29 protein-coding genes are annotated in these 20370 nt (G+C 62.1%); 12 read left to right on the top strand and 17 right to left on the bottom strand.

Features of this window, described 5'->3' with window-relative positions; genetic code table 11:
- The first annotated feature begins 15 nt into the window (after positions 1 to 15).
- Together hisA and CUV01_RS15635 are read left to right on the top strand one after the other, a co-directional pair.
- Complete coding sequence (gene hisA / locus CUV01_RS15640) at positions 16 to 732, top strand: 1-(5-phosphoribosyl)-5-[(5-phosphoribosylamino)methylideneamino]imidazole-4-carboxamide isomerase (protein ID WP_101461287.1); 717 nt, start codon at positions 16 to 18, stop codon at positions 730 to 732.
- A complete protein-coding gene (locus CUV01_RS15635) occupies positions 729 to 1187 on the top strand; it encodes a DUF2867 domain-containing protein (RefSeq protein ID WP_101461286.1) in 459 nt (152 codons plus the stop codon). Before hisA ends, CUV01_RS15635 begins: the two co-directional genes overlap by 4 nt.
- Before the next feature lie 3 nt (positions 1188 to 1190).
- On the opposite strand, the gene CUV01_RS15630 is transcribed toward CUV01_RS15635, so the two are convergent.
- Entirely contained in the window at positions 1191 to 1658 is a 468-nt protein-coding gene (locus CUV01_RS15630; RefSeq protein WP_101461285.1) for a DUF302 domain-containing protein, read from the bottom strand.
- Positions 1659 to 1742: 84 nt separating this feature from the next.
- Between CUV01_RS15630 and hisF the strand changes: the two genes are divergently transcribed.
- The 5 genes from hisF to aat all read left to right on the top strand — a co-directional run bounded on the left by hisF (position 1743) and on the right by aat (position 5555).
- Positions 1743 to 2504: an imidazole glycerol phosphate synthase subunit HisF gene (gene hisF, locus CUV01_RS15625; protein ID WP_101461284.1), complete on the top strand. Its 762-nt coding sequence runs from the start codon at positions 1743 to 1745 to the stop codon at positions 2502 to 2504.
- A complete protein-coding gene (locus tag CUV01_RS15620) occupies positions 2501 to 2821 on the top strand; it encodes a phosphoribosyl-ATP diphosphatase (RefSeq protein WP_101461283.1) in 321 nt (106 codons plus the stop codon). Before hisF ends, CUV01_RS15620 begins: the two co-directional genes overlap by 4 nt.
- A gap of 235 nt (positions 2822 to 3056) precedes the next feature.
- Positions 3057 to 3569 (top strand): acetyl-CoA carboxylase biotin carboxyl carrier protein, encoded by a 513-nt coding sequence (accB, locus tag CUV01_RS15615; RefSeq protein ID WP_101462156.1) that lies wholly within the window; start codon positions 3057 to 3059, stop codon positions 3567 to 3569.
- Positions 3570 to 3576: 7 nt separating this feature from the next.
- Positions 3577 to 4923, top strand: a complete 1347-nt coding sequence (accC, locus tag CUV01_RS15610; protein WP_101461282.1) for an acetyl-CoA carboxylase biotin carboxylase subunit — start codon at positions 3577 to 3579, stop codon at positions 4921 to 4923.
- A 2-nt stretch (positions 4924 to 4925) separates the two neighbouring features.
- Positions 4926 to 5555 (top strand): leucyl/phenylalanyl-tRNA--protein transferase, encoded by a 630-nt coding sequence (gene aat, locus CUV01_RS15605; RefSeq protein ID WP_101461281.1) that lies wholly within the window; start codon positions 4926 to 4928, stop codon positions 5553 to 5555.
- Here the strand turns inward: aat and CUV01_RS15600 are convergent.
- The 6 genes from CUV01_RS15600 to CUV01_RS15575 all read right to left on the bottom strand — a co-directional run bounded on the left by CUV01_RS15600 (position 5522) and on the right by CUV01_RS15575 (position 9346).
- Positions 5522 to 5884 (bottom strand): DUF2155 domain-containing protein, encoded by a 363-nt coding sequence (locus CUV01_RS15600; RefSeq protein WP_101461280.1) that lies wholly within the window; start codon positions 5882 to 5884, stop codon positions 5522 to 5524. The genes aat and CUV01_RS15600 overlap by 34 nt on opposite strands.
- Positions 5881 to 6345: an outer membrane lipid asymmetry maintenance protein MlaD gene (gene mlaD, locus CUV01_RS15595; RefSeq protein ID WP_101461279.1), complete on the bottom strand. Its 465-nt coding sequence runs from the start codon at positions 6343 to 6345 to the stop codon at positions 5881 to 5883. The genes CUV01_RS15600 and mlaD overlap by 4 nt, the downstream gene beginning before the upstream one ends.
- Positions 6346 to 6729 (bottom strand): NADH:ubiquinone oxidoreductase subunit NDUFA12, encoded by a 384-nt coding sequence (locus tag CUV01_RS15590; RefSeq protein WP_101461278.1) that lies wholly within the window; start codon positions 6727 to 6729, stop codon positions 6346 to 6348. It lies immediately after the preceding gene.
- A gap of 92 nt (positions 6730 to 6821) precedes the next feature.
- Positions 6822 to 7193, bottom strand: a complete 372-nt coding sequence (locus tag CUV01_RS15585) for a RidA family protein (RefSeq protein ID WP_101461277.1) — start codon at positions 7191 to 7193, stop codon at positions 6822 to 6824.
- 96 nt (positions 7194 to 7289) lie between these two features.
- The gene (gene clpX, locus CUV01_RS15580; RefSeq protein ID WP_101461276.1) at positions 7290 to 8555 is read right to left on the bottom strand and encodes an ATP-dependent Clp protease ATP-binding subunit ClpX; all 1266 of its coding nucleotides are present in this window, start codon (positions 8553 to 8555) and stop codon (positions 7290 to 7292) included.
- A gap of 158 nt (positions 8556 to 8713) precedes the next feature.
- A complete protein-coding gene (locus CUV01_RS15575) occupies positions 8714 to 9346 on the bottom strand; it encodes an ATP-dependent Clp protease proteolytic subunit (protein WP_101461275.1) in 633 nt (210 codons plus the stop codon).
- A 155-nt stretch (positions 9347 to 9501) separates the two neighbouring features.
- On the opposite strand from CUV01_RS15575, the gene pth reads away from it, so the two are divergent.
- The 4 genes from pth to CUV01_RS15555 all read left to right on the top strand — a co-directional run bounded on the left by pth (position 9502) and on the right by CUV01_RS15555 (position 12426).
- The gene (gene pth / locus CUV01_RS15570; RefSeq protein ID WP_101461274.1) at positions 9502 to 10200 is read left to right on the top strand and encodes an aminoacyl-tRNA hydrolase; all 699 of its coding nucleotides are present in this window, start codon (positions 9502 to 9504) and stop codon (positions 10198 to 10200) included.
- Positions 10197 to 11234, top strand: a complete 1038-nt coding sequence (locus CUV01_RS15565) for a DUF2332 domain-containing protein (protein WP_101461273.1) — start codon at positions 10197 to 10199, stop codon at positions 11232 to 11234. The genes pth and CUV01_RS15565 overlap by 4 nt, the downstream gene beginning before the upstream one ends.
- A 117-nt stretch (positions 11235 to 11351) precedes the next feature.
- Complete coding sequence (locus CUV01_RS15560) at positions 11352 to 11744, top strand: DUF2237 family protein (protein WP_101461272.1); 393 nt, start codon at positions 11352 to 11354, stop codon at positions 11742 to 11744.
- 1 nt (position 11745) lies between these two features.
- The gene (locus CUV01_RS15555; RefSeq protein ID WP_157994881.1) at positions 11746 to 12426 is read left to right on the top strand and encodes a DUF4893 domain-containing protein; all 681 of its coding nucleotides are present in this window, start codon (positions 11746 to 11748) and stop codon (positions 12424 to 12426) included.
- Between the two features lie 96 nt (positions 12427 to 12522).
- On the opposite strand, the gene CUV01_RS15550 is transcribed toward CUV01_RS15555, so the two are convergent.
- The 3 genes from CUV01_RS15550 to CUV01_RS15540 all read right to left on the bottom strand — a co-directional run bounded on the left by CUV01_RS15550 (position 12523) and on the right by CUV01_RS15540 (position 15216).
- The gene (locus CUV01_RS15550) at positions 12523 to 13254 is read right to left on the bottom strand and encodes a hypothetical protein (RefSeq protein ID WP_101461270.1); all 732 of its coding nucleotides are present in this window, start codon (positions 13252 to 13254) and stop codon (positions 12523 to 12525) included.
- Positions 13255 to 13492: 238 nt separating this feature from the next.
- Positions 13493 to 14713, bottom strand: coding sequence for a tryptophan synthase subunit beta (gene trpB, locus CUV01_RS15545; RefSeq protein WP_101461269.1), 1221 nt, complete (start codon positions 14711 to 14713; stop codon positions 13493 to 13495).
- A 47-nt stretch (positions 14714 to 14760) separates the two neighbouring features.
- Positions 14761 to 15216: a GNAT family N-acetyltransferase gene (locus CUV01_RS15540; RefSeq protein WP_101461268.1), complete on the bottom strand. Its 456-nt coding sequence runs from the start codon at positions 15214 to 15216 to the stop codon at positions 14761 to 14763.
- Between the two features lie 170 nt (positions 15217 to 15386).
- On the opposite strand from CUV01_RS15540, the gene CUV01_RS15535 reads away from it, so the two are divergent.
- Positions 15387 to 16166: a DUF4394 domain-containing protein gene (locus CUV01_RS15535; protein WP_101461267.1), complete on the top strand. Its 780-nt coding sequence runs from the start codon at positions 15387 to 15389 to the stop codon at positions 16164 to 16166.
- Positions 16167 to 16204: 38 nt separating this feature from the next.
- Here the strand turns inward: CUV01_RS15535 and CUV01_RS15530 are convergent, their stop codons facing one another.
- The 7 genes from CUV01_RS15530 to CUV01_RS15500 all read right to left on the bottom strand — a co-directional run bounded on the left by CUV01_RS15530 (position 16205) and on the right by CUV01_RS15500 (position 20278).
- Complete coding sequence (locus tag CUV01_RS15530) at positions 16205 to 16846, bottom strand: phosphoribosylanthranilate isomerase (protein ID WP_101461266.1); 642 nt, start codon at positions 16844 to 16846, stop codon at positions 16205 to 16207.
- Positions 16847 to 17281: a LapA family protein gene (locus CUV01_RS15525; RefSeq protein WP_101461265.1), complete on the bottom strand. Its 435-nt coding sequence runs from the start codon at positions 17279 to 17281 to the stop codon at positions 16847 to 16849.
- Between the two features lie 57 nt (positions 17282 to 17338).
- Positions 17339 to 17623, bottom strand: a complete 285-nt coding sequence (gene ihfB / locus CUV01_RS15520; protein WP_101461264.1) for an integration host factor subunit beta — start codon at positions 17621 to 17623, stop codon at positions 17339 to 17341.
- A 150-nt stretch (positions 17624 to 17773) separates the two neighbouring features.
- Positions 17774 to 18247, bottom strand: coding sequence for an SRPBCC family protein (locus CUV01_RS15515; RefSeq protein ID WP_101461263.1), 474 nt, complete (start codon positions 18245 to 18247; stop codon positions 17774 to 17776).
- A gap of 1 nt (position 18248) precedes the next feature.
- Positions 18249 to 18563 carry an ArsR/SmtB family transcription factor gene (locus CUV01_RS15510; RefSeq protein WP_101461262.1) on the bottom strand — a complete coding sequence of 105 codons (315 nt, stop codon included), beginning with the start codon at positions 18561 to 18563 and terminating at the stop codon, positions 18249 to 18251.
- Positions 18564 to 18632: 69 nt separating this feature from the next.
- Entirely contained in the window at positions 18633 to 18869 is a 237-nt protein-coding gene (locus CUV01_RS15505) for an Lrp/AsnC ligand binding domain-containing protein (protein ID WP_101461261.1), read from the bottom strand.
- A gap of 32 nt (positions 18870 to 18901) precedes the next feature.
- Positions 18902 to 20278, bottom strand: coding sequence for an MATE family efflux transporter (locus CUV01_RS15500; RefSeq protein ID WP_101461260.1), 1377 nt, complete (start codon positions 20276 to 20278; stop codon positions 18902 to 18904).
- Between the last annotated feature and the right edge of the window lie 92 nt (positions 20279 to 20370).

Raw genomic sequence — 20370 nt, 5'->3', positions numbered from 1 at the left:
CGCCCGGAGCACCCGATGATCCTTTATCCCGCCATCGACCTCAAAGACGGCAACTGCGTGCGCCTGCTGCGCGGCGAGATGGAGGCGGCGACGGTTTTTGGCACCGACCCCGCCGCTCAGGCCCGTGCCTTTCAGGATGCCGGCGCGAAATGGCTGCATCTTGTCGACCTGAACGGCGCCTTCGCAGGCGCCCCCGTCAACGGCGCAGCGGTAGAGGCGATCCTCAAAGCCACCGATATCCCAGCCCAGTTGGGCGGCGGCATTCGCGATATGGCCACGATCGAGGGCTGGCTGGACAAGGGGCTGGCCCGCGTGATCCTGGGCACGGTCGCGGTCGAGAACCCCGATCTGGTCCGCGAAGCCGCGATGGCCTTTCCGGGCAAGATCGCCGTTGGCATCGACGCCCGCAAAGGCCGTGTCGCAACCCGAGGCTGGGCCACTGAAACCAACATCATGGCCACCGACCTCGCGCGCGAGTTCCAGGACGCGGGCGTTGCCGCCATCATCTACACCGATATCGACCGCGACGGCGCCATGCAGGGCCCGAACATCGCGGCCACCACGGCATTGGCCCAAGCGGTCGCGATCCCGGTCATTGCATCGGGCGGGGTCTCGTCGATGGCCGACCTGACAGCCCTGCGCGACAGCCGCGTCATTGCCGGTGCGATCTCGGGACGCGCGCTTTATGACGGCGCCATCGACCTTGCCGCGGCGCTCAAGGCACTGGCATGACAGATCACGCCACGACCACGACACCGCCTGAGAATTCGGCGATCTGGTCGCATTACCGCGAGGGTGATTTCGTCGATTGCTATGTGACCAAGGCCGATTGCTCACCCCGCGAAGCCGCCGAAATCCTGACGCGGTTTCCCTGGTGGGTCAGCAGCCTCATGTCCTTGCGCAACCTGCTGGTCCGGCCGCTCGGGCTGCGGACCAGCCAAGAAAGCCGCGACAGCATCGGGTTCTTTCCCGTCGCCGAGGAAAACGACGACGAAATCCTGCTGGGCTTTGACGACCGCCACCTGAATTTCCGCCTGTTCGTCCAGAGCAGGCCCGGTCAGGTCCTCGTTGGAACCTGGGTGCACCGCAACAACTGGCTGGGGCGCACCTATCTGCGCCTGGTCATGCCGTTTCACCGGCTGATCCTGCGCAATGCGACGCGGCGATTGGCGGCGGTCAGTTCCTGACGATCAGCCCGGCGACCCTGCGGCAGCCGCACTCAGCTTTTCCAGCGCGCCATTCAGGGGCGCCAGCGCCTCGGCATCGTCGTCGATGCCATCCAGTTCGTCCAGCACATCACCGATATCTTCATGCGCGACCCAGACCTTGCCCTCGGCATCCTCATAGACCAGCATCTTCAACGGCAGCATCAGACCGGCCAGCCGGTTCAGCTCCATCACCGGGGTGCCGGCCTCGGGATTGCCAAAGATGACCAGTTGCGAGGCACCGATATCGGTTCCAACCGATTGCGCGCCGGCGCCGTGATCGACAGTCGCGAAGACAGTCGCACCCGCGCCTTCGATGGCCGTCACCAGACGTTCGACCGTCGCCGGCACATCGGCATCCGATTCGCGCATCATGATGTCATCCTCGGCGGCATGGGCCGGGGTCAGCGCGGCGAATGCGGCAAGGGCGGCAGGCAGGGCGATGCGTTTCATGACAGGTCTCCGTTTGCGGTTTGATCCTCTGGTCGCCAACGGGCCAAGCCGCTAGAAGTTCCGGTAACTCACAGGAAGGTCAGAATGCTCAAGACCCGCATCATCCCCTGCCTCGACGTGGCCGATGGCCGCGTGGTCAAGGGCGTGAATTTCGTCGATCTCGTCGATGCCGGCGATCCGGTCGCCGCCGCAAAGGCCTATGATCAGGCCGGCGCCGATGAGATCTGCTTTCTGGATATTCACGCCACCCATGAAAACCGGGGCACCATGTTCGATCTGGTGACCCGAACGGCAGAGCAGTGCTTTGTGCCCCTGACCGTGGGCGGCGGGGTGCGCACGCCCGCCGATGTCCGCGCGCTGTTGCTGGCCGGGGCAGACAAGGTGTCGTTCAATTCGGCCGCGGTGGCCGATCCCGATGTCGTGGCCGCCGCCGCCGATCACTTTGGCAGCCAATGCATCGTCGTGGCCATTGATGCCAAGACCGTGGCGCCCGGCAAATGGGAAATCTTTACCCATGGCGGTCGCAAACCCACCGGCATCGACGCCGTGGAATTCGCGCGCATGGTCGAGACCAAGGGCGCAGGCGAGATCCTGCTGACCAGCATGGATCGCGACGGCACCAAATCGGGCTATAACCTGCCGCTGACACGCGCGATTGCAGATGCCGTCGGCATCCCTGTCATCGCCTCGGGCGGTGTCGGCACGCTGGATCATCTGGTCGAGGGCGTGACCGAGGGCCATGCCAGCGCCGTGCTGGCCGCCAGCATCTTCCATTTCGGCACCTATTCCATCGCCGAGGCCAAGGCGCATATGGCCGCGGCGGGCATCCCCATGAGGCAGACATGAGCGCGCTTTACGAATTGGCGGCGACCATCGCCGCACGCAAGGGTGCGGACCCTGAAAGCAGCTGGACCGCCAAATTGCTGGTCAAAGGCCCCGAAAAATGCGCCGAGAAATTCGGCGAAGAGGCGATAGAGGCGATCATCGAGGCGGTCCGCGGCGACCGCGAACGGCTGACCTCCGAGGCCGCCGATGTGATGTTTCACCTGCTGGTCATGCTGGCATCGCGTGATCTGACGCTGGCCGATCTGGAGGCCGAACTTGCCCGCCGCGCTGGCGTCTCGGGTCTGGCCGAAAAGGCCAGCCGCGGCGATGGGGCGTGACGGCTTGACGGCGATGTCAAGATAGCACCGGCGTCCGTGCCTGCCATGTCGAGGCGCGCAACGGGCGTGACAGGGCGATATTTTGGCCCCCACAGATCGCTTGAAGGACCAAGCGACTCGAAAGCGTCAACAGAATGCGGGTGTTATCCCTTCCCCTTGGGTCAGGTAAGCGGCTATAAGCGGCTGAACCGCCGCGAACAGAACATGGCGGCGTGAAAAGATGGCAGAGGACCGCATGAGCAACGATTCCAAGCAGGGCAAGCAGCACGATGGCGACGTGGCATTTATCGAATCCCTCGCCGACTTGCTGAACGCCAGCAATCTCAGCGAAATTTCGGTAAAGCGGGAATATGGCGAACATGACCGACTGACCGTCAGCCTGTCGAAACATGGCAAGACTGTCACCATGCAGGCTGCACCCGCACCTGCGGCACCTGCGACACCTGCTGCCCCGACACCGGCCATGGCCTCCGCCGCAGCACCTGCAGCCGGCAATGATGATCCTGCCAGCCTGCCCGGCGCTGTCACCTCGCCGATGGTCGGCACCGCCTATCTGGCGGCAGAACCCGGCACCCCGCCCTTTGTCCAGATCGGCCAGCAGGTTGCCGAGGGCGAGACGCTGATGATCGTCGAGGCAATGAAAACGATGAACCACATCCCCTCCCCCCGCGCTGGCACCGTCAAGCGCATCCTGGTGGATGATGGCGCACCCGTTGAATTCGGCGCGCCCCTGATGGTTGTCGAGTGAGGCCATCATGTTCGACAAAATTCTGATCGCCAACCGTGGCGAGATCGCCCTGCGCGTGATCCGCGCCTGCCGCGAGATGGGCATCCAGTCAGTCGCAGTCCATTCCACAACAGACGCCGATGCGATGCATGTGCGCATGGCCGACGAATCGGTCTGCGTCGGTCCGCCTTCGTCGACCGACAGCTATCTGTCGATGCCTGCCATTATCTCGGCCTGCGAGATCACCGGCGCACAGGCGATCCATCCCGGCTATGGCTTTCTCAGCGAAAACGCCAGTTTCGTGCAGATGCTGGAAGATCACGGCATCACCTTCATCGGCCCGACCGCTGAACATATCCGCATCATGGGTGACAAGATCACCGCCAAGGAAACCGCGAAATCACTTGGCATTCCGGTCGTTCCCGGTTCGGAGGGTGGGGTCGAAGATATGGACCAGGCCCGCGAGGTCGCCAGCGAAATCGGCTATCCGGTGATCATCAAGGCCACCGCCGGCGGCGGCGGTCGCGGCATGAAGGTGGCGGCGGACGAAACCGCCCTTGAGGTCGCGTTTCGTACGGCCCGCTCAGAGGCAAAGGCCGCCTTTGGCAATGCCGATGTCTATATCGAGAAATACCTGCAAAAGCCCCGCCATATCGAGATTCAGGTCTTTGGCGATGGCAAGGGCAGCGCCGTTCACCTGGGCGAGCGCGACTGTTCGCTGCAGCGCCGGCATCAGAAGGTGCTGGAAGAGGCCCCCGGCCCCAGCATCACCCCCGAAGAACGCGCCCGGATCGGCAAGATCTGTGCAGATGCAGTCGCCACGATCAATTACGCAGGCGCCGGCACGGTCGAGTTTCTCTATGAGGACGGAGAGTTCTATTTCATCGAGATGAACACCCGCCTGCAAGTCGAGCATCCGGTGACCGAGGCAGTCTTTGGTGTCGATCTGGTACGCCAGCAAATCCTGGTGGCGGCAGGCAAAGAGATGGAGTTCACGCAGGACGACCTGCAACTGAACGGTCACGCCATCGAGGTGCGCATCAATGCCGAAAAGGTGCCGGGCTTTACCCCCAGCCCCGGCCGGGTCACACAATATCACGCGCCGGGCGGTCTGGGTGTCAGGATGGACAGCGCCATCTATGACGGCTACCGGATCCCGCCCTATTACGACAGCCTGATCGGCAAGTTGATCGTGCATGGCCGTGACCGCCCCGAGGCTCTGGCCCGCTTGTCGCGCGCATTGGGCGAGTTGATCGTCGACGGCATCGACACGACCGTACCCTTGTTTCACGAATTGCTGGCCGAGCCGGATATCCAATCCGGCAATTACTCGATCCATTGGCTCGAGCGCTGGCTGGACAAGCATTACGGCTAGGCGTGCTGAGCACTCGGCAATTGCTGGCGGGTTATGCGCAGGGCATCTTTCCCATGGCGGAAAGCGCGGAAAACCCCGAATTGCACTGGTTCAGCCCCAATTTTCGCGGCGTATTGCCGGTGGGCGGGATCCACGCATCCCGCTCGCTCAGGCGTGCGCTGCGACAGGGCGGCTGGTCCGCGCGGCTGGATTATGACTTTGACACCGTAGTCGCCGCTTGCGCCGATCGTGAGACCACCTGGATCAACGAGCCGCTGGCCGACTTGTATCGCCAGCTGCATCAACAGGGCCACGCCCATGCATTGGTGACGCTCTATCAGGGTGAATTCGCGGGCGGCATCTTTGGCGTCACATTGGGCGGCGCTTTCTTTGGCGAATCCATGGTTTCAGCCCGGCCGGACGGGTCAAAAATGGCGCTGATCTGGCTGTCATCCCATCTGGCGCGCTGCGGTTTCGTGCTGTTCGATACGCAGATGACCACCCCGCACCTGACCACGATGGGCGCGGTCGAGATCTCGCGCAGGACCTATTTGAAACGGCTGGAAAATGCGTTGAAACGTGACGCAGATTTCCAGGGTTCAGCGCTGCCCGACGACCGTCAGCTTTGGCAGGAGATCACCCAGACATCGTAACGCGCATCGTCCAGCGCCGACAATGCCGGCGAACTGGCGATCATCCAGCCACTGAAGTTGGTGCTGTTGGTCGCGCGGTCGGTGATCGTCATCTGGGCGAACGCGTCCGAGCTGGGATCACCCGCCGGGTAGCGGCATTCACCCAGACGCACCTCTAGCCGGCCATAGGTGACCGCCTCGCCGACGCCGACCAGCAGATCGGTGGTCTGGCCGGAAATCTTGTCCAACCCGCGCAGCAGCGCGCCATTTCCACGCGCGGTGTCTTGCGCGGCAACGGGCGATGCCAGCGCCGCGGCGGTCAGGGCAATCAAGAGGCTGCGGCGGATCATTGGCTTTCCCCATCGCTGGACTGGCTGTCCACGAATTTCATCATAAGCGAGATCAGACTGACGGCGCCCTGCACATCCTCGATCTCATCGCCGGGGGCCAGATTGTCCATGCTGCCACCCGGCTGCAACTGGATATAGGCCCCGCCAAGCAATCCGTCAGACTGGATCAGCGCAGCACTATCGGCGGGCAAAACCACGTCGTCGGGGACGCGGATCACTGCATCGGCCAGATAGGTTTGCGGGTTCAGGCGCAGATCGGTGACGCGACCGACCGGCACACCGGCCAGCCGCACCTCGGCACCGACCTCGACGCCATCGACATCCGGGAAAGACGCGGTCAGGTCATAGCCGCCGCCCGAGATCGCGCCGCGACCCATCGACCAGGCCAGAAAGCCCGCTGCCACGGCCAGAACCACGGCACCGGCGATCAGTTCGGCGCGATGCTCGGCAGTAGTGCTCATTTATTCCGGCTGCCAAGCATCGTAATCGCGCCGCTCTGCGGGATCGGCACGGTAGAGCGACCCTTCGGGCCGATAGGCTTCGCCGGTGCCGGTCAGGTTCGGCAGGTGCGGCTTTTCCCACACGCGATGCGGCAGCGGTGCTTTGGTCGGCGGCTCGTCCCAGGTATGGTGCAGCCAGCCATGCCATTCGGGCGTGACCCGGCTGGCGTCAGATACCCCGTTATAGATCACCCACCGGCGCTTGCCGTCCTTGGTCTGATAAAAGATGTTGCCCTGCTCGTCCTCGCCCACCTTCTGACCATGCCGCCAGGTCCAGAACTGAGTGTTCCAGGTCTCGCTGTTCCACCAGGTGAAAAAGCGCAGCGCGAGGGATTTCACGGACATGGATCGAAAACTCCTGCAGGTATCCTGTTTGATATGGCCCAAACCTGACCAAAGGTCCAGAGTGCTGCATCGTTTGGACCGCCCGCGCGGGGTCAGCGTGACACGAGCGCGGTGACCTCGATCTCGATCCGATATCTCGGATCGATCAGGCCACATTCGATCATCGTCGCCGCCGGAGGATTGTCACCAAAGGTCTGCGCCAGCAGCGGCCAGCACAAAGGAAAATCGCGGCGGTCCGGCAGCATGTCGGTGACGCGGATAACCTGATCGAAGCCTGACCCGGCCTGTGCCAGCGCATTGCCGATCGTCTCGAGCGCGCTTTGGCATTGGGCAACCACATCGGTGGGAATTTCCTCACCCTGCGCCGTGGTGCCCGAGACATGGACCATTCCTTGCGCAACCACCGCGCGGCAATAGCCGGCCTTCTGCTCGTACAGCCCTGCCGAAGATATCCGCCTGATCATCGATTGCCCTGCCCTTCGCTGCCCTCAAAGGGCCGACCTAAAAGAAAAGGGCGGCTAAAATGCCGCCCTCTATCGTCTTTTCGCAATGACAAGCGATCAGCCTGCCGTTGCGGTTTCCTTTTTCTGATCGGCGTGGATCAGCAGAGGTTTGGCGGCGATGTTATCGACGGCCTCTTCGTTCACCACGACCTCTTCCACGCTATCCAGCCCGGGCAATTCGAACATGGTTTCCAGCAGGATATCTTCCATGATCGAGCGCAGGCCGCGCGCGCCGGTCTTGCGCTGAATTGCGCGCTTGGCGATGGCAGACAGCGCGTCATCGGTAAAGGTCAGTTGCACATCCTCAAGGTCGAACAGACGCTGGTACTGTTTGACCAACGCATTCTTGGGCTTGGTCAGGATAATGATCAGCGCCTCTTCATCCAGATCGGTCAGCGTCGCGATGACCGGCAGACGTCCGACGAATTCGGGGATCAGTCCGAATTTCAACAGATCCTCGGGCTCGAGTTCCTTGAAGACCTCGCCCACGCCGCGGTCGTCCTTATCCTTGACGCTGGCGCCAAAGCCCATCGCGCTGCCCTTGTTGCGCTGCGAAATGATCCGCTCGAGGCCGGCAAAGGCACCGCCGCAGATGAACAGGATATTGGTCGTATCCACCTGCAGGAATTCCTGCTGGGGATGTTTGCGACCGCCCTGCGGGGGGACGGATGCGACCGTGCCTTCCATGATTTTCAGCAGCGCCTGCTGCACGCCCTCGCCCGACACATCGCGGGTGATCGAAGGGTTATCCGATTTGCGCGTGATCTTGTCGACCTCGTCTATATAGACGATGCCGCGCTGCGCGCGTTCGACATTGTATTCGCTGGCCTGCAGCAGCTTGAGAATGATGTTTTCCACATCCTCGCCCACATACCCCGCCTCGGTCAGCGTGGTCGCATCGGCCATGGTGAAAGGCACGTCCAGAATACGCGCCAGTGTTTGGGCAAGCAGCGTCTTGCCGCAGCCGGTCGGGCCGATCAGCAGGATGTTCGACTTGGCCAGTTCGATATCCGACTTGGAGCCGTGGTTCAGTCGCTTGTAGTGATTGTGCACGGCCACCGACAGAACCCGCTTGGCATGTTCCTGGCCGATCACATAATCGTCCAGAACCGCGCAGATTTCCTTTGGCGTGGGAACACCCTCACCCGATTTCAGGCCCGAGGATTTGGTTTCCTCGCGGATGATGTCCATGCACAGTTCGACGCATTCATCACAAATGAACACCGTAGGGCCCGCAATCAGCTTGCGCACCTCATGCTGGCTCTTGCCGCAAAAGCTGCAATAGAGCGTGTTCTTGCTGTCTCCGCCAGACTGATTAGCCATCAACTACTTCCTTCCATGCCGCCGGGTATTTGCCCCTTGGCGTCGCAGAGTTCGAAACCCCCGCCTTTTCGTCGCCGAGGCCCGGCCAGCCGGACCTGAATGCCATGTTAAGGATCACGGCGTCCCGTCACAATCCCCAATAAGCCTAGCATTGCGGCCTATTTCTTCTCGGGCTCGGCCTTGCCGCGCGGGGCAAGCACCTCGTCGATCAGACCCCAATCCTTGGCCTCTTCCGGCGACATGTAGCTGTCGCGATCCAATGCCGTCTCGACCTCTTCCAGAGTGCGGCCGGTGTGTTTGACGTAAATCTCGTTCAGGCGATGCTTGAGGCTTTCGGTTTCCTTGGCCTGGATCAGCAGGTCGCTGGCCGTACCGCGGAACCCGCCCGAGGGCTGATGCACCATGATGCGGCTGTTGGGCAGCGAGTGGCGCAGGCCGTGTTCACCCGCAGTCAGCAGCAGCGATCCCATGGACGAGGCCTGCCCGACCACCAGCGTGGAAATGCGCGGGCGGATATACTGCATGGTGTCATAGATCGACAGACCCGAGGTCACCACACCGCCGGGGCTGTTGATATACATGCTGATATCCTTGGACGGGTTTTCCGCCTCGAGAAACAGCAGCTGCGCCGAGATCAGCGTGGCCATGCCGTCATGCACCGGGCCGGCCACGAAAATGATCCGCTCCTTCAGCAGTCGCGAAAAGATGTCATAGGCGCGTTCCCCGCGAGAGGTCTGTTCGACAACCATGGGAACAAGCGTATTCATGTAGATTTCTGCCGGATCGCTCATTTTTCTTCCTTGCCTGCTGGTTCGCGCCGCGTGATTCGCCGGTCAGGTACCGGCCTCTAGCCATAGACGCCAAAGGTTGACAGAGTCTTAGTAACGGGCGAGGTCCACCGCAAGGGACCGAGAGGATTTGTCGTGCATCAGGATCAGAGGTTGGCATGAAACTGTTTGTGGGTCTGGGCAATCCGGGTGCGAAATATGCTGGCAATCGGCACAACATCGGCTTCATGGCGGTGGACCGGATCGCCTCTGATCACGGCCTTGGCCCCTGGAAGGCGCGTTTTCAGGGCCTTTTCGCCGAGGGTCGTTTGGGGGACGAACGCGCCGCCCTGCTGAAACCGCAGACTTTCATGAACCTTTCAGGCCAGTCGGTTGGCGAGGCAATGCGCTATCTCAAGATCACCCCTTCCGATCTGGTGGTGTTTCACGACGAACTGGATCTGGCGCCCGGGAAATGCCGGGTCAAGCAGGGTGGCGGGCATGCGGGGCATAATGGTCTGCGCTCTATCCATCAGCATATCGGCCCCGAATATGGCCGCGTCAGGTTGGGGATCGGCCATCCGGGGCACAAGGATCGGGTGGCGGGCTATGTGCTTTCAGATTTCGCCAAGGCGGATCAGGACTGGCTGGACGATCTGATCCGCGGCATTTCAGACGGGGCCGAGGCCCTTGCCGCAGGCGACGCGGGGCGGTTTCAGAACGCCGTGGCTCGTCGGGTCGCGCCAGCACGCAGCGGCGGCGGCGACAAGCCGGCAGAGACGCCCCCCCCTGCCCCCCGTCCAACGCCGCCTGAACCGGCACCCGAGCCGTCAGGTTTCGCCGATAAACTGAAATCGCTGGCGGATCGGTTTCGGTGACCCCGCGCGCGGCCTTTGTCGATCAGGCACGGTCATGCCGGGCACTTGGATCGGAACTGACGGCGCGGGTGATCGAGCAGTTGGGCCAGGCACTGCAACCGGAACAGGGAGAGGTCGCGCGCCGTGTGCTGGACTGGCCCGGCGATGCATCATCTCGCGGCGATTCCGTGCCCCTGCGTTTGGCCGGCGCCCTGCATGCGCTGGTGCTGGCCCAACAGGATGAGCCGCTGGCACTGGCCTATGCCGATGGTGATCCGTCCGCTGACCTGCTGCTGGGCGTTATCGAGCGGCATTCCGACCATATCATGCGGTGGCTGGACAGTCCGCCGCAGACCAACGAGGTGGGCCGGGCCGCCGTGCTGATCGCAGCGGCCCGGTTTCTGGCAGGGTTGACCCCTCTGCCGCTGGAACTGCTGGAACTCGGGGCATCTGCCGGATTGAACCTGAACTTTCATCGCTATGTTTTGCGGCCAGATCAGGGCACCGACGCCGAGGTCGCCCGGGCTGACAAATCGGCGGTCATCCTGCGCCCAAAATGGCGTGGCGACCTGCCCGCAGCGCAATTTCAGGTCGCGGCGGGCGCCGGGGTTGATCTGCGCCCGGTCGATTTGGCGGCAAACGCAGATCGGCTGCTGGCCTATTGCTGGCCCGATCAGGGTGAGCGGATGCAGCGGCTGCGCGCGGCGCTGAAACTGGCGGAAAAATATCCGCCTCAGGTCGCGGCTGCGGATGCCGCCGGGTGGTTACAGGCGCAACTGGCGCGGCCAGCGCCCGGGCACTGCCGCATGGTCTATCACACTGTCGCCTGGCAATATTTCCCGACCAAAACACAGGCCGCCTGCGAAGCCGCGCTGCAATTGGCAGGTAGCCAAGCGGATCGGGACGCGCCACTGGCCCATGTCTCGATGGAGGCGGACGGTGGTTCGGGTGCGGCATTGCGATTGCGCCTGTGGGATGGGCAGATGCGCGAATGGGCGCTTGGCCGGGCTGATTTTCATGGGCGTTGGGCCGATTGGGCGCCCGTCTCCCTTTAGGCGTGGTCCCGCCGCGATATCGGCCTGGCGAAGCAGGCGACCAACCTCTCACCATCAGATGGCATCCATCGCTGCCGGGGCTTGGCGGCACCCGTTGTGCGCGCTAGCCTTGGCGTTATGAAACAGGCTTCAACAAATGTCCTGGGCGGCGAACTGCAGCCCTGCTCTATGGATCCGCTGACCGGGTTCTATCGCGACGGCTGCTGCAATACCGGCCAGGAAGATCAAGGCAGCCATACGGTCTGCGTGATTCTGACCGCCGAATTTCTGGCGCTGTCGAAATATCTGGGCAACGATCTGTCGACGCCGCGCCCGGAATACCGCTTTGCCGGTCTTAAACCCGGCGATCGCTGGTGTCTTTGCGCGGCACGGTTCCTGCAGGCAACGCAGGAATTCGCGGCACCCAAGGTCGTGCTGGAGGCCACCCATGCCCGCGCCACAGAGATCGTGCCGCTGGCATTGCTGCGAGCCCATGCCACAGCCGAACCGGGCGAGCAAACCGAGAACTGACATGTATCGCATCCAGTCTTTGATCACAGCACTTGCGACAATTTTGGCAACGCCGGCACTTGCGCAGGCGCCGGACAGCCCTGCCCCTGCCAGCGGCGATGCGAACCCGGCGGCCGCCCGGGCCGAGGAGGACGCGCAACGGCAGATGGCTGACGGCTCGGTCATGCGCGCCGAGGATCTTCAGCGGCTACTTGGGCTGAACAGCGATCTGGGCTTGGCGATGCGGCAGGCTCTGGCCGAAGGTACAACAGAAGATCTGGAGCAACTGAGCACCGCGCTGCGCGGAAAACCGATGCCGCCGGCTGACGCGCTGGCCGCGATGCCCGGTGAATGGTCCTGCCAGACGATCAAGGTCGGGGGAATGCCTGCGCTGACCGTCTATTCTCCCTTTTCCTGCGTGATCGACGAGCGGGGAAATTTACAGAAACTGAGCGGCTCGCAGCGGACCAGAGGGAAGATACAGGAATGGGAAGGCCAGTTGGTCTATCTGGGAACGGCCTATGTCGCCGATCAGACACCACCCCCCTATGCCGAATTTCCCGAGACGGTGGACACGATGAATGTCGGGCTGCAATCGCCCGATGTCGGCGTGGTCGAACTGACGGGTGCAAATACCGGGCGCATCATCCACCCCTCGCCTTATGTGGAATCGCGGCTGAACATTTTGGTGCTGCGCCGCTGAGATCGCGCGGCACCAAGCAACATGAAAAATAGGCCGGGGTGCAGTCGCGCACCCCGGCCCTTACATCAAAAATCACTGGTCACAAAAACAGACCGATCAGCCGCTGGTGCTATCGCTGTCCGAACCCGAATCATCGGAACCCGAGTCGTCGGAACCCGAGTCGTCCGAGCCCGAATCATCGGAGCCACTGTCGTCGCTGTCCGAACCGTCATCCGAGGCGTCGTCGGAACCATCATCAGTCGCGTCTTCGGCGGCATCGTCAGAACCGTCATCCATGCCATCGTCGGATCCATCATCGGCGCCATCGTCAGCCCCATCGTCGGATCCATCATCGGCGCCATCGTCAGCCCCATCGTCAGCCCCATCTTCGGTGCCGTCGTCAGCACCATCGTCCGACCCATCATCCGAGCCGACCATGGCGGAGTCGTTGTCGTTATCCAGCGCACGCTCTTCCTCTGTCAGGATGCGTTCGCCATTGACCTCGATCAGGCGACCTTCGACCAGATTATACAGCAGCTCGATGTCCTGATCCTCGCGCGTGGCGGTGACAGTCATCAACGAGCCTTCGCGCAGGATATAGATATCCCCGAAGCCCTGAGCCAGCAGCGTCTCGGCAATGGTCTCGTCGTTCATGTCCTGGTTTAGGACCGGGAAATCCGTTGCGACAGCCGTGGCCACCGGCGACAAGCCACCCGCGGTCGCTGCATCCGCCGGTACAACGACGGTGCCACCTGTATCGGTGTCTACCTCGGTTGCCTCTTGAGCGACGGCACCGGTACTAACCATAGCGGCCAGAACGGCGGCCAGTTTCATATGCTTCGTCTGCATTGTCGTTACCTCCAGTAAGGTGTCTGGCGGTTCAACACACACGCAGCAGTCGAGTTCCCGATGTCACGGCAACGTCAGCGGGATCTTGCCAACCCTGTTTCTGCGCCAATCCCGCGCCCGCACTTTCGGCAGGTGCAGACTTACCGGCGACATCGCTCAGCCCTGTTCAGGCTTCGGGAATGCCCGGCAGAGGTAAAGTCGTCGCCGATCGCGGGTGTCAGATCCCGGCCCCGCAGGCCTAGATTTCGACGCCCAGATGCTTGGCCACGGTAAAGATATCCTTATCCCCCCGGCCGCACATGTTCATGATGATCAGGTGATCAGACGGCAGATCAGGTGCGATCTTCATCACATGGGCAAGCGCGTGGCTGGGCTCCAGCGCAGGGATGATGCCCTCGGTTGCACAACAGAGCTGAAACGCCTCCAGCGCCTCATCATCTGTGATGCTGACATATTCGGCGCGGTCCTGATCCTTCAGCCAGGCATGTTCGGGTCCGATGCCGGGATAGTCCAGACCGGCGCTGATCGAATGACCCTCAAGGATCTGGCCATCGTCGTCCTGCAACAGATAGGTCCGGTTGCCATGCAGAACCCCGGCCCGACCACCGGTCAGCGAGGCGCAATGCTCCATCCGGTCATCAACGCCCTTGCCGCCGGCCTCGACGCCGATAATACGAACGCTGGCATCGTCGAGGAAAGGATAGAACAGTCCCATCGCGTTCGAGCCACCTCCGATGGCGGCGATCAGCGTGTCGGGCAAGCGCCCTTCGCGCGCCATCATCTGCTCCTTGGCCTCCTTGCCGATGATCGACTGGAAATCGCGGACCATGGCCGGATAGGGATGTGGGCCGGCGACCGTGCCGATGCAGTAGAAGGTGTCGCGCACATTGCTGACCCAATCGCGCAACGCATCGTTCATGGCGTCTTTCAGCGTCCCGCGACCGCTGGTCACCGGTACGACCTCGGCGCCCAGCAGGCGCATGCGGAACACGTTGGGCGCCTGCCGCTCGACATCATGCGCGCCCATATAGACGACGCAATTCAACCCGAAACGCGCGCAGACCGTGGCCGTCGCAACGCCGTGCTGTCCCGCGCCCGTTTCCGCGATGATCCGGGTCTTGCCCATCCGCATCGCCAGCAGGATCTGGCCCAGCACATTGTTGATCTTATGCGCGCCTGTATGGTTCAACTCGTCGCGCTTCATGTAGATCTTGGCGCCGCCCAACCGTTCGGAAAGGCGTTCCGCATGATAAAGCGGGCTGGGGCGGCCGACATAATGGGTCCACAGATCATCCATCTGCGCCCAGAACTCCGGATCGGTCTTGGCGCGTTCGTATTCGGCCTCGAGATCGAGGATCAGCGGCATCAGCGTTTCGCTGACAAAGCGGCCGCCATAGATGCCAAAACGGCCCTGCTCATCGGGGCCATTCATGAAGCTGTTCACGAGATCGTCGGCCATGGCGCTGCCTTCCAGTTCGGATTTGGATATTTAAGTGAAGAAGAACCTCAGAGGGCTTTCTTATAGCCGATATGCGACGGGGTGAAGCCCATGCGCGCGTAGAAACGGTGCGCATTTTCGCGCGATCTGTTGGTGGTGAACTGCAAAAGCCCGCAGCCTGCTGCGCGGGCGCGGATCTCTGCATCGGCGATCAGCGCCTGGCCCAGCCCCTGATTGCGGTGGCTGGCGGCGACGCGAACGCCTTCGATCTGGGCGCGTCGGGTGGCGGTCAGGGACAGGCCCGAGATGAAGGTGATCTGATAGCAGGCCACCAGAAGGCCCCCCACCCCAGCAACGATCAGATGGTTCGCCCCCTCGCGTTGCATCTGGTCAAAGGCGGCAAAATAGGGCTGCGGATCGCGACTTTCGCGCGCCTTGCCCAGCACGTCATCGGCCAGCAGGTCGATCACCGCGGGCACATCGTCCCGGCGGGCCGGTCGGAACATCACGTCAGAGCTGGGCATCGCGACCTCTTTCACAGATTGCGGGCATTCATATCGCGCCCCCGAGTGGCCAGGCAAACCGGACGCGGTAACGAAAACGTCAGCGGAATGGTCGCACCCTTTCGCCCTGCACTGCCGTGGTTCTGCCTGAGACGCCGATATCGGCTGTCAAAATCAGGGAATGTGAAATTATGAAACTATCCATTGCAGTACTTCTTTCAACCGCGGCCCTTGCCACCACCGCTGGCGCCAATACCGTGATCGGGCTGGCTGGCGACAAGACGCTGGTCAAGATCGACAGCGAGACCGCACAGGTCACCGGCATGATGGAGATCGAGGGCGTGAACCGCCTGCACGGTCTGGACTATCGCCCCGGCAACCAGACGCTGATCGGCGTGACCGATGAGCAGGCTGTTGTCACCATCGACCCGGAAACCGGCGTTGCCACCGAAATTTCGCGCATGAAAACCATGCTGCCGGTGGAAGATGGCGCCGTGGTGATCGTCGATGTGAACCCCGCCGCTGACAAGCTGCGCTTTATGTCTGGTACGACCAATCACCGCGTCGACATGGACAATGGCGACGTGACCGAAGATGGCAGCCTGAACTGGACCGAGGGTGACGAGAATTCCGAGGCGCCGTTCATGATCGGTGCGACCGGCTATTCCAACAGCTTTGGCAAACCCGAAGCCACCTCGATGTTCAACATCGACACCGGCCTGTCGGCCCTGCTGCAGCAGACCGCACCCAATGACGGCACCAATGCAACGATCGGCGCGCTTGGCGTCATGGTCGAAGGTCCGGTGGGTTTTGACGTAGCAACCGATGCCGAAGGCAATAACGCGGCATGGCTGGCTGCCATGGGTGGCCTGCACGCCGTCGACCTGGAAACCGGCGCCGTGACCGACAGCTGGACGATCGAAGGTCTGGATGTCGAATTGCGCGACATCACCGTCTGGCCCGCGATGTAAAAGCGTCAGCCCTATCAGATCAGGCAGGCGGCGGGCCCTCAGGTGCCGCCGTCTGCTGCTGCGATGAAATCACGGATAAGATCACTGTCTTTCTGCCCCGGCGCGGTTTCTACGCCCGAGGAAACATCTACCCCCTGCGCACCGGTCAAACGGATCGCCTCGGCCACATTTTGCGCGGTCAGTCCGCCGGCCAGCAACCAGGGCTTCAGCATTTTGCGCCCGCTCAGCAGGCGCCAGTCAAAGGCCAGGCCATTGCCGCCGGGCAACACCGCATCTCTGGGCGGCTTGGCATCGACCAGCAGCATATCGGCCACCAGCCCATAATCCCAAAGCGCATCAAGATCATCCGGCGCCGCCACGCCTATCGCCTTGATGACCGGCAGACCCGTCAACTGCTTGACCTCAGAGACCCGGGCAGGCGCCTCGTGACCGTGCAACTGGATCATGTCCAGCGGCGCCAACGCCAGCGTCTCTTGCAACAGCGCATCATCCGGATCGACAAACAGCCCGACACTGGCCACGCCCGGCGGCACATCGGCCATCAACGCGGCGGCCTGCGCGGCCGTCACACAGCGCGGCGATCTGGGAAAAAAATTAAAGCCGAGGAAGCGCGCACCAGCGTGAACCGCTGCCTCGACATGCGCGGCCTGTCGAAGGCCGCAAATCTTGACCTGGCCCATTCAGCGCGCGTTCGGTGCCGGCAGTGTGGTCCCGGGTGCCGGCGAAGGCGAGGCGATCGGGCGCGGCGGATTGACCGCCCCACCGGCCTTGGGCCGGTCCACAATCGCCAGAACCTCGTCACGCGGCGCTGCATGGCTGTCGCGCAAAGTGCTGACTTCGCGTTCCAACTGGGCAACATGGGTGGCACGCTGGCGGGACTGGCGGCGGATATGCGCCTCGCGCAGGTATTCCCAGATAAAGCCGATCACGACGCCAAAGGCGATGGCCAGAAAAATGACCAGGAACAGGGGCAATTGGATCGACCAGCTTCCCTCAAGATATTGCCCGAAATTTGCCGGAAAGGCGTTTAGGGTCACGTCCTGACGGTTGGCCAGCGCAATCCCGATCAGGACAATGGCCAGCACGATGACAAAGAACAGGCGGATGAAGCGCATCTGGTTTTCCTTACTTCCGGCCCGAGACTGCCGGGCGCATGGCCTGTTTTACGGCGATCAGGCCTCGTCGTTCAACCTGTCACGCAGCAATTTGCCGGTCTTGAAAAACGGAACGTGCTTTTCATCGACCTCAACCGACTCTCCGGTGCGCGGATTACGCCCGATCCGGGCATCCCGACGCTTGACCGAAAATGCACCAAAGCCCCGCAATTCGACCCGATCACCGCGCGACATCGCATCAATGATCTCATCGAATACGGTGTTCACAATTCTCTCGACGTCGCGCCGAAACAAATGCGGGTTATCTTCGGCAATCTTTTGAATCAGTTCAGAGCGGATCATTGCGGCTCTCCAAAATCCAGCAGTTCAGTTCGACAGGGCGCAACAAGCCGTTACGCCTTGCAATCTAACCAACCAACGCAAAAAACAACAATTTCGTTTCATAGCGATGCCAAGTTTGACGAACTCGTGCAAGAGGCCAAGGCGCCAAAACTAGCTTTCGACAAGATCGGCTAGCTGATCGAGGCAGGTTCCCCAGCCATCGGCAAAGCCCATTTCTTCATGTTTTTGCCGATCAGCTGGCGATTTATGCAGCACCCGCGCGGAATAGAGGCAGCCATCGCCCTCGGGCTCCAACAGGATGATCGCGGTCATGAAGCCGCCATCGGCCGGTCGGAAGTCCGGCCCCAAACTATCGGTAAAGACCAGCTTTCGCCCCGGCTCGGCCACCAGCACACAGCCGGGACTATCCATTTCGGTGCCGTCAGGCAGGCGCATGACGATGTTGCAGATGCCGCCCGGACGCGGGTCCATCTCGGCTTTGGTCACCTCGACGGGCTTGGGGGCAAACCATTGCTTCAGCAATTCCGGCTCGGTCCACGCGCGCCAGAGTTTTTCAGGGGCGGCGTTGATGTGGCGAGAGATCGTCAGATCAAGATCCTCTACGATGACGGTGTTCTGGGACATGTCAGTCCTCCTTTTCCACAAATGCGGCCAGACGGTCGGTCCGGCCCTCCCATTCTTGACGCTGCTGGGCCAGCCAATCCTCGGCCGGGCGCAGCGCCTGCGGGTTCAGCCGGCAAATCCGCCTGCGACCCTGTTTTTCGCTGAGTATCAGCCCCGCCCCCTCCAGCACCTTCAAATGCTTGAGAAAGCTGGGCAGCGCCATTTCATGACCTTCGGCCAGCGCGTTGACAGATGCCCGTCCCCGCGCCAACTGGGTCAGCACCGCGCGGCGCGTCGGATCGGACAGGGCATGAAATGTCGCGCTATAGTTAGCCATATGGCTTAGTTATCGGCCATCACGATTCGCGTCAAGACAGTTAGCCATCCGGATAAGTAAATCGCGGGTTCAGAACGCCTTGAACGTCATCGTCGTCAGCGTGCGGCTGATACCCTCGATATCGAACAGCTTTTCCGCCAGGAAACGACCGACATCCTCGTCTTCGGGAATATAGACCTTGGCCAGCAGGTCGTATTCGCCGCTGGTCGAGTAAAGCTCGCTGACGACTTCGCGGTCATAGACGGCATCGGCGACCTTGTAGGTCTGGCCGGGGGCGCATCGGAACTGGACGAAAACAGGGCGCATCGCGAACCTTCATCTGCTGTGATCGGCAAAGGTTAGCGCGCCAATACCTGCCGGGTCCAGCCCCCGCGGGCCAACCCCTGATAGAAGCGCCAGTAGAGCAGGACCGAGGCCACCGACAGCCCGGCCAGCAACCCGACCCACAGGCCCGGGGGCCCCATGCCAAGGGGAAAGGCAAAGAGATAGCAGCAGGTCAGCCCCACGCACCAATAGCCGATGATCGCCATGATCAAGGGCACCCGCGTATCCTGAACGCCGCGCAGCAGACCCTGCAGGATGACCTGCAACGCATCGGCAAGCTGAAAGACGGCGGCCCAGAACATCAGACCAACAGCGACCGCCAGAATCGCGTCGCTGGCCGGGTTGGCCTGATCCAGATACAGCAGCACCAGTTCATCCGGCCACAGGATAAAGATGGCGATGACGATCACCGCAAATCCCAGTGACAGCATGATCACGGCGGATGCGATATCGCGCAGCGCCACAAAATCGCCACGGCCAAAGGCCTCGCCCGCACGGATCGTGGCCGCACTGGACAGGCCCAGATGCACCATGAAGGCAATCGAGGTGATCTGCAGGGCGATGCCATGGGCGGCCAGTTCGGTCGTGCCGATCCAGCCCATCATGATGTTGGTGCCCGCAAACAGCGCCACCTCGGCGACGATGGCCGCCCCGATGGGCAGCCCCAGCTTGAAGACGCTGAAAAAGCCCGGCCAATCGGGCCGCCAGAACCGCTGCATCAGGTTATAGCGGCGCGCCTGCGGCAGCCACAGCGCATAGCCCATCAAGGCGACCAGCTGCGCAGCGTTCACGGTCAGGCTGGCGATGGCAGAGCCCGCAATCCCCAGTTCCGGCGCGCCCCAGTTGCCAAAGATGAACATCCAGTTCAGCAAGATGTTCAGCGGCAGCCCGGCCAGCGTGATCCACATCACCGCATTGGGCCGGCCAAGCGCCGAAAGGTACGAATTGATCACCATGCCCGCCAGCACCAGCGGCATCGCGGGGATCATGATGCGCAGATAGGTCTGGGCCAGTGCCGAGACCTGAGGATCTTGCCCCAAGGCGTTCAGAATCGGTCCCGACCACCACATCAATGGCGCCATCAACAGGCCGTGCAGCACCGACAGCCACAGCGCCATGCGGGTCACCCGTCGAACTTCGGTATCGTCGCCCCGGGCCCGCGCGCCGGCAATCAGCCCTGCCCCGCCGATGGAATAGCCCGAGCCCAGCAAAAACAGCAGCATGAACAGGGAGCTGGCCAGAACCAGAGCGGCCAGCGCCTCGACCCCGTACCAGCCCACCATCACGGTATCGGACACACCAATGGCCATGCGCGCGACATGGCTGCCGACCAGCGGCAGTCCAAGCGCCGTCATGGCGATCAGTTCGGGGCGAAGACGGGTGAAGTTCATCCAACCGCCATATCTGCACATAATGCATGCGGCAAGAGATGCCTGCGCGGAACGGGCGGATGCTTGCCGGGGCGCGCGCCATCTGCGATAGA

The organism is Paracoccus tegillarcae (assembly GCF_002847305.1).
Lineage (GTDB): Bacteria > Pseudomonadota > Alphaproteobacteria > Rhodobacterales > Rhodobacteraceae > Paracoccus > Paracoccus tegillarcae.
The sequence above is the reverse complement of the archived record's forward strand: the minus strand, read 5'-3'. Positions and strand labels throughout refer to the sequence as shown.

Bases quoted from the DNA above. Each gene is read 5' to 3' on its own strand.
- hisA (WP_101461287.1), top strand. From the start codon at position 16: ATGATCCTTTATCCCGCCATCGACCTCAAAGACGGCAACTGCGTGCGC.
- CUV01_RS15635 (WP_101461286.1), top strand. From the start codon at position 729: ATGACAGATCACGCCACGACCACGACACCGCCTGAGAATTCGGCGATC.
- CUV01_RS15630 (WP_101461285.1), bottom strand. From the start codon at position 1,658: ATGAAACGCATCGCCCTGCCTGCCGCCCTTGCCGCATTCGCCGCGCTG.
- hisF (WP_101461284.1), top strand. From the start codon at position 1,743: ATGCTCAAGACCCGCATCATCCCCTGCCTCGACGTGGCCGATGGCCGC.
- CUV01_RS15620 (WP_101461283.1), top strand. From the start codon at position 2,501: ATGAGCGCGCTTTACGAATTGGCGGCGACCATCGCCGCACGCAAGGGT.
- accB (WP_101462156.1), top strand. From the start codon at position 3,057: ATGAGCAACGATTCCAAGCAGGGCAAGCAGCACGATGGCGACGTGGCA.
- accC (WP_101461282.1), top strand. From the start codon at position 3,577: ATGTTCGACAAAATTCTGATCGCCAACCGTGGCGAGATCGCCCTGCGC.
- CUV01_RS15600 (WP_101461280.1), bottom strand. From the start codon at position 5,884: ATGATCCGCCGCAGCCTCTTGATTGCCCTGACCGCCGCGGCGCTGGCA.
- mlaD (WP_101461279.1), bottom strand. From the start codon at position 6,345: ATGAGCACTACTGCCGAGCATCGCGCCGAACTGATCGCCGGTGCCGTG.
- CUV01_RS15590 (WP_101461278.1), bottom strand. From the start codon at position 6,729: ATGTCCGTGAAATCCCTCGCGCTGCGCTTTTTCACCTGGTGGAACAGC.
- CUV01_RS15585 (WP_101461277.1), bottom strand. From the start codon at position 7,193: ATGATCAGGCGGATATCTTCGGCAGGGCTGTACGAGCAGAAGGCCGGC.
- clpX (WP_101461276.1), bottom strand. From the start codon at position 8,555: ATGGCTAATCAGTCTGGCGGAGACAGCAAGAACACGCTCTATTGCAGC.
- CUV01_RS15575 (WP_101461275.1), bottom strand. From the start codon at position 9,346: ATGAGCGATCCGGCAGAAATCTACATGAATACGCTTGTTCCCATGGTT.
- pth (WP_101461274.1), top strand. From the start codon at position 9,502: ATGAAACTGTTTGTGGGTCTGGGCAATCCGGGTGCGAAATATGCTGGC.
- CUV01_RS15560 (WP_101461272.1), top strand. From the start codon at position 11,352: ATGAAACAGGCTTCAACAAATGTCCTGGGCGGCGAACTGCAGCCCTGC.
- CUV01_RS15555 (WP_157994881.1), top strand. From the start codon at position 11,746: ATGTATCGCATCCAGTCTTTGATCACAGCACTTGCGACAATTTTGGCA.
- CUV01_RS15550 (WP_101461270.1), bottom strand. From the start codon at position 13,254: ATGCAGACGAAGCATATGAAACTGGCCGCCGTTCTGGCCGCTATGGTT.
- trpB (WP_101461269.1), bottom strand. From the start codon at position 14,713: ATGGCCGACGATCTCGTGAACAGCTTCATGAATGGCCCCGATGAGCAG.
- CUV01_RS15540 (WP_101461268.1), bottom strand. From the start codon at position 15,216: ATGCCCAGCTCTGACGTGATGTTCCGACCGGCCCGCCGGGACGATGTG.
- CUV01_RS15535 (WP_101461267.1), top strand. From the start codon at position 15,387: ATGAAACTATCCATTGCAGTACTTCTTTCAACCGCGGCCCTTGCCACC.
- CUV01_RS15530 (WP_101461266.1), bottom strand. From the start codon at position 16,846: ATGGGCCAGGTCAAGATTTGCGGCCTTCGACAGGCCGCGCATGTCGAG.
- CUV01_RS15525 (WP_101461265.1), bottom strand. From the start codon at position 17,281: ATGCGCTTCATCCGCCTGTTCTTTGTCATCGTGCTGGCCATTGTCCTG.
- ihfB (WP_101461264.1), bottom strand. From the start codon at position 17,623: ATGATCCGCTCTGAACTGATTCAAAAGATTGCCGAAGATAACCCGCAT.
- CUV01_RS15515 (WP_101461263.1), bottom strand. From the start codon at position 18,247: ATGTCCCAGAACACCGTCATCGTAGAGGATCTTGATCTGACGATCTCT.
- CUV01_RS15510 (WP_101461262.1), bottom strand. From the start codon at position 18,563: ATGGCTAACTATAGCGCGACATTTCATGCCCTGTCCGATCCGACGCGC.
- CUV01_RS15505 (WP_101461261.1), bottom strand. From the start codon at position 18,869: ATGCGCCCTGTTTTCGTCCAGTTCCGATGCGCCCCCGGCCAGACCTAC.
- CUV01_RS15500 (WP_101461260.1), bottom strand. From the start codon at position 20,278: ATGAACTTCACCCGTCTTCGCCCCGAACTGATCGCCATGACGGCGCTT.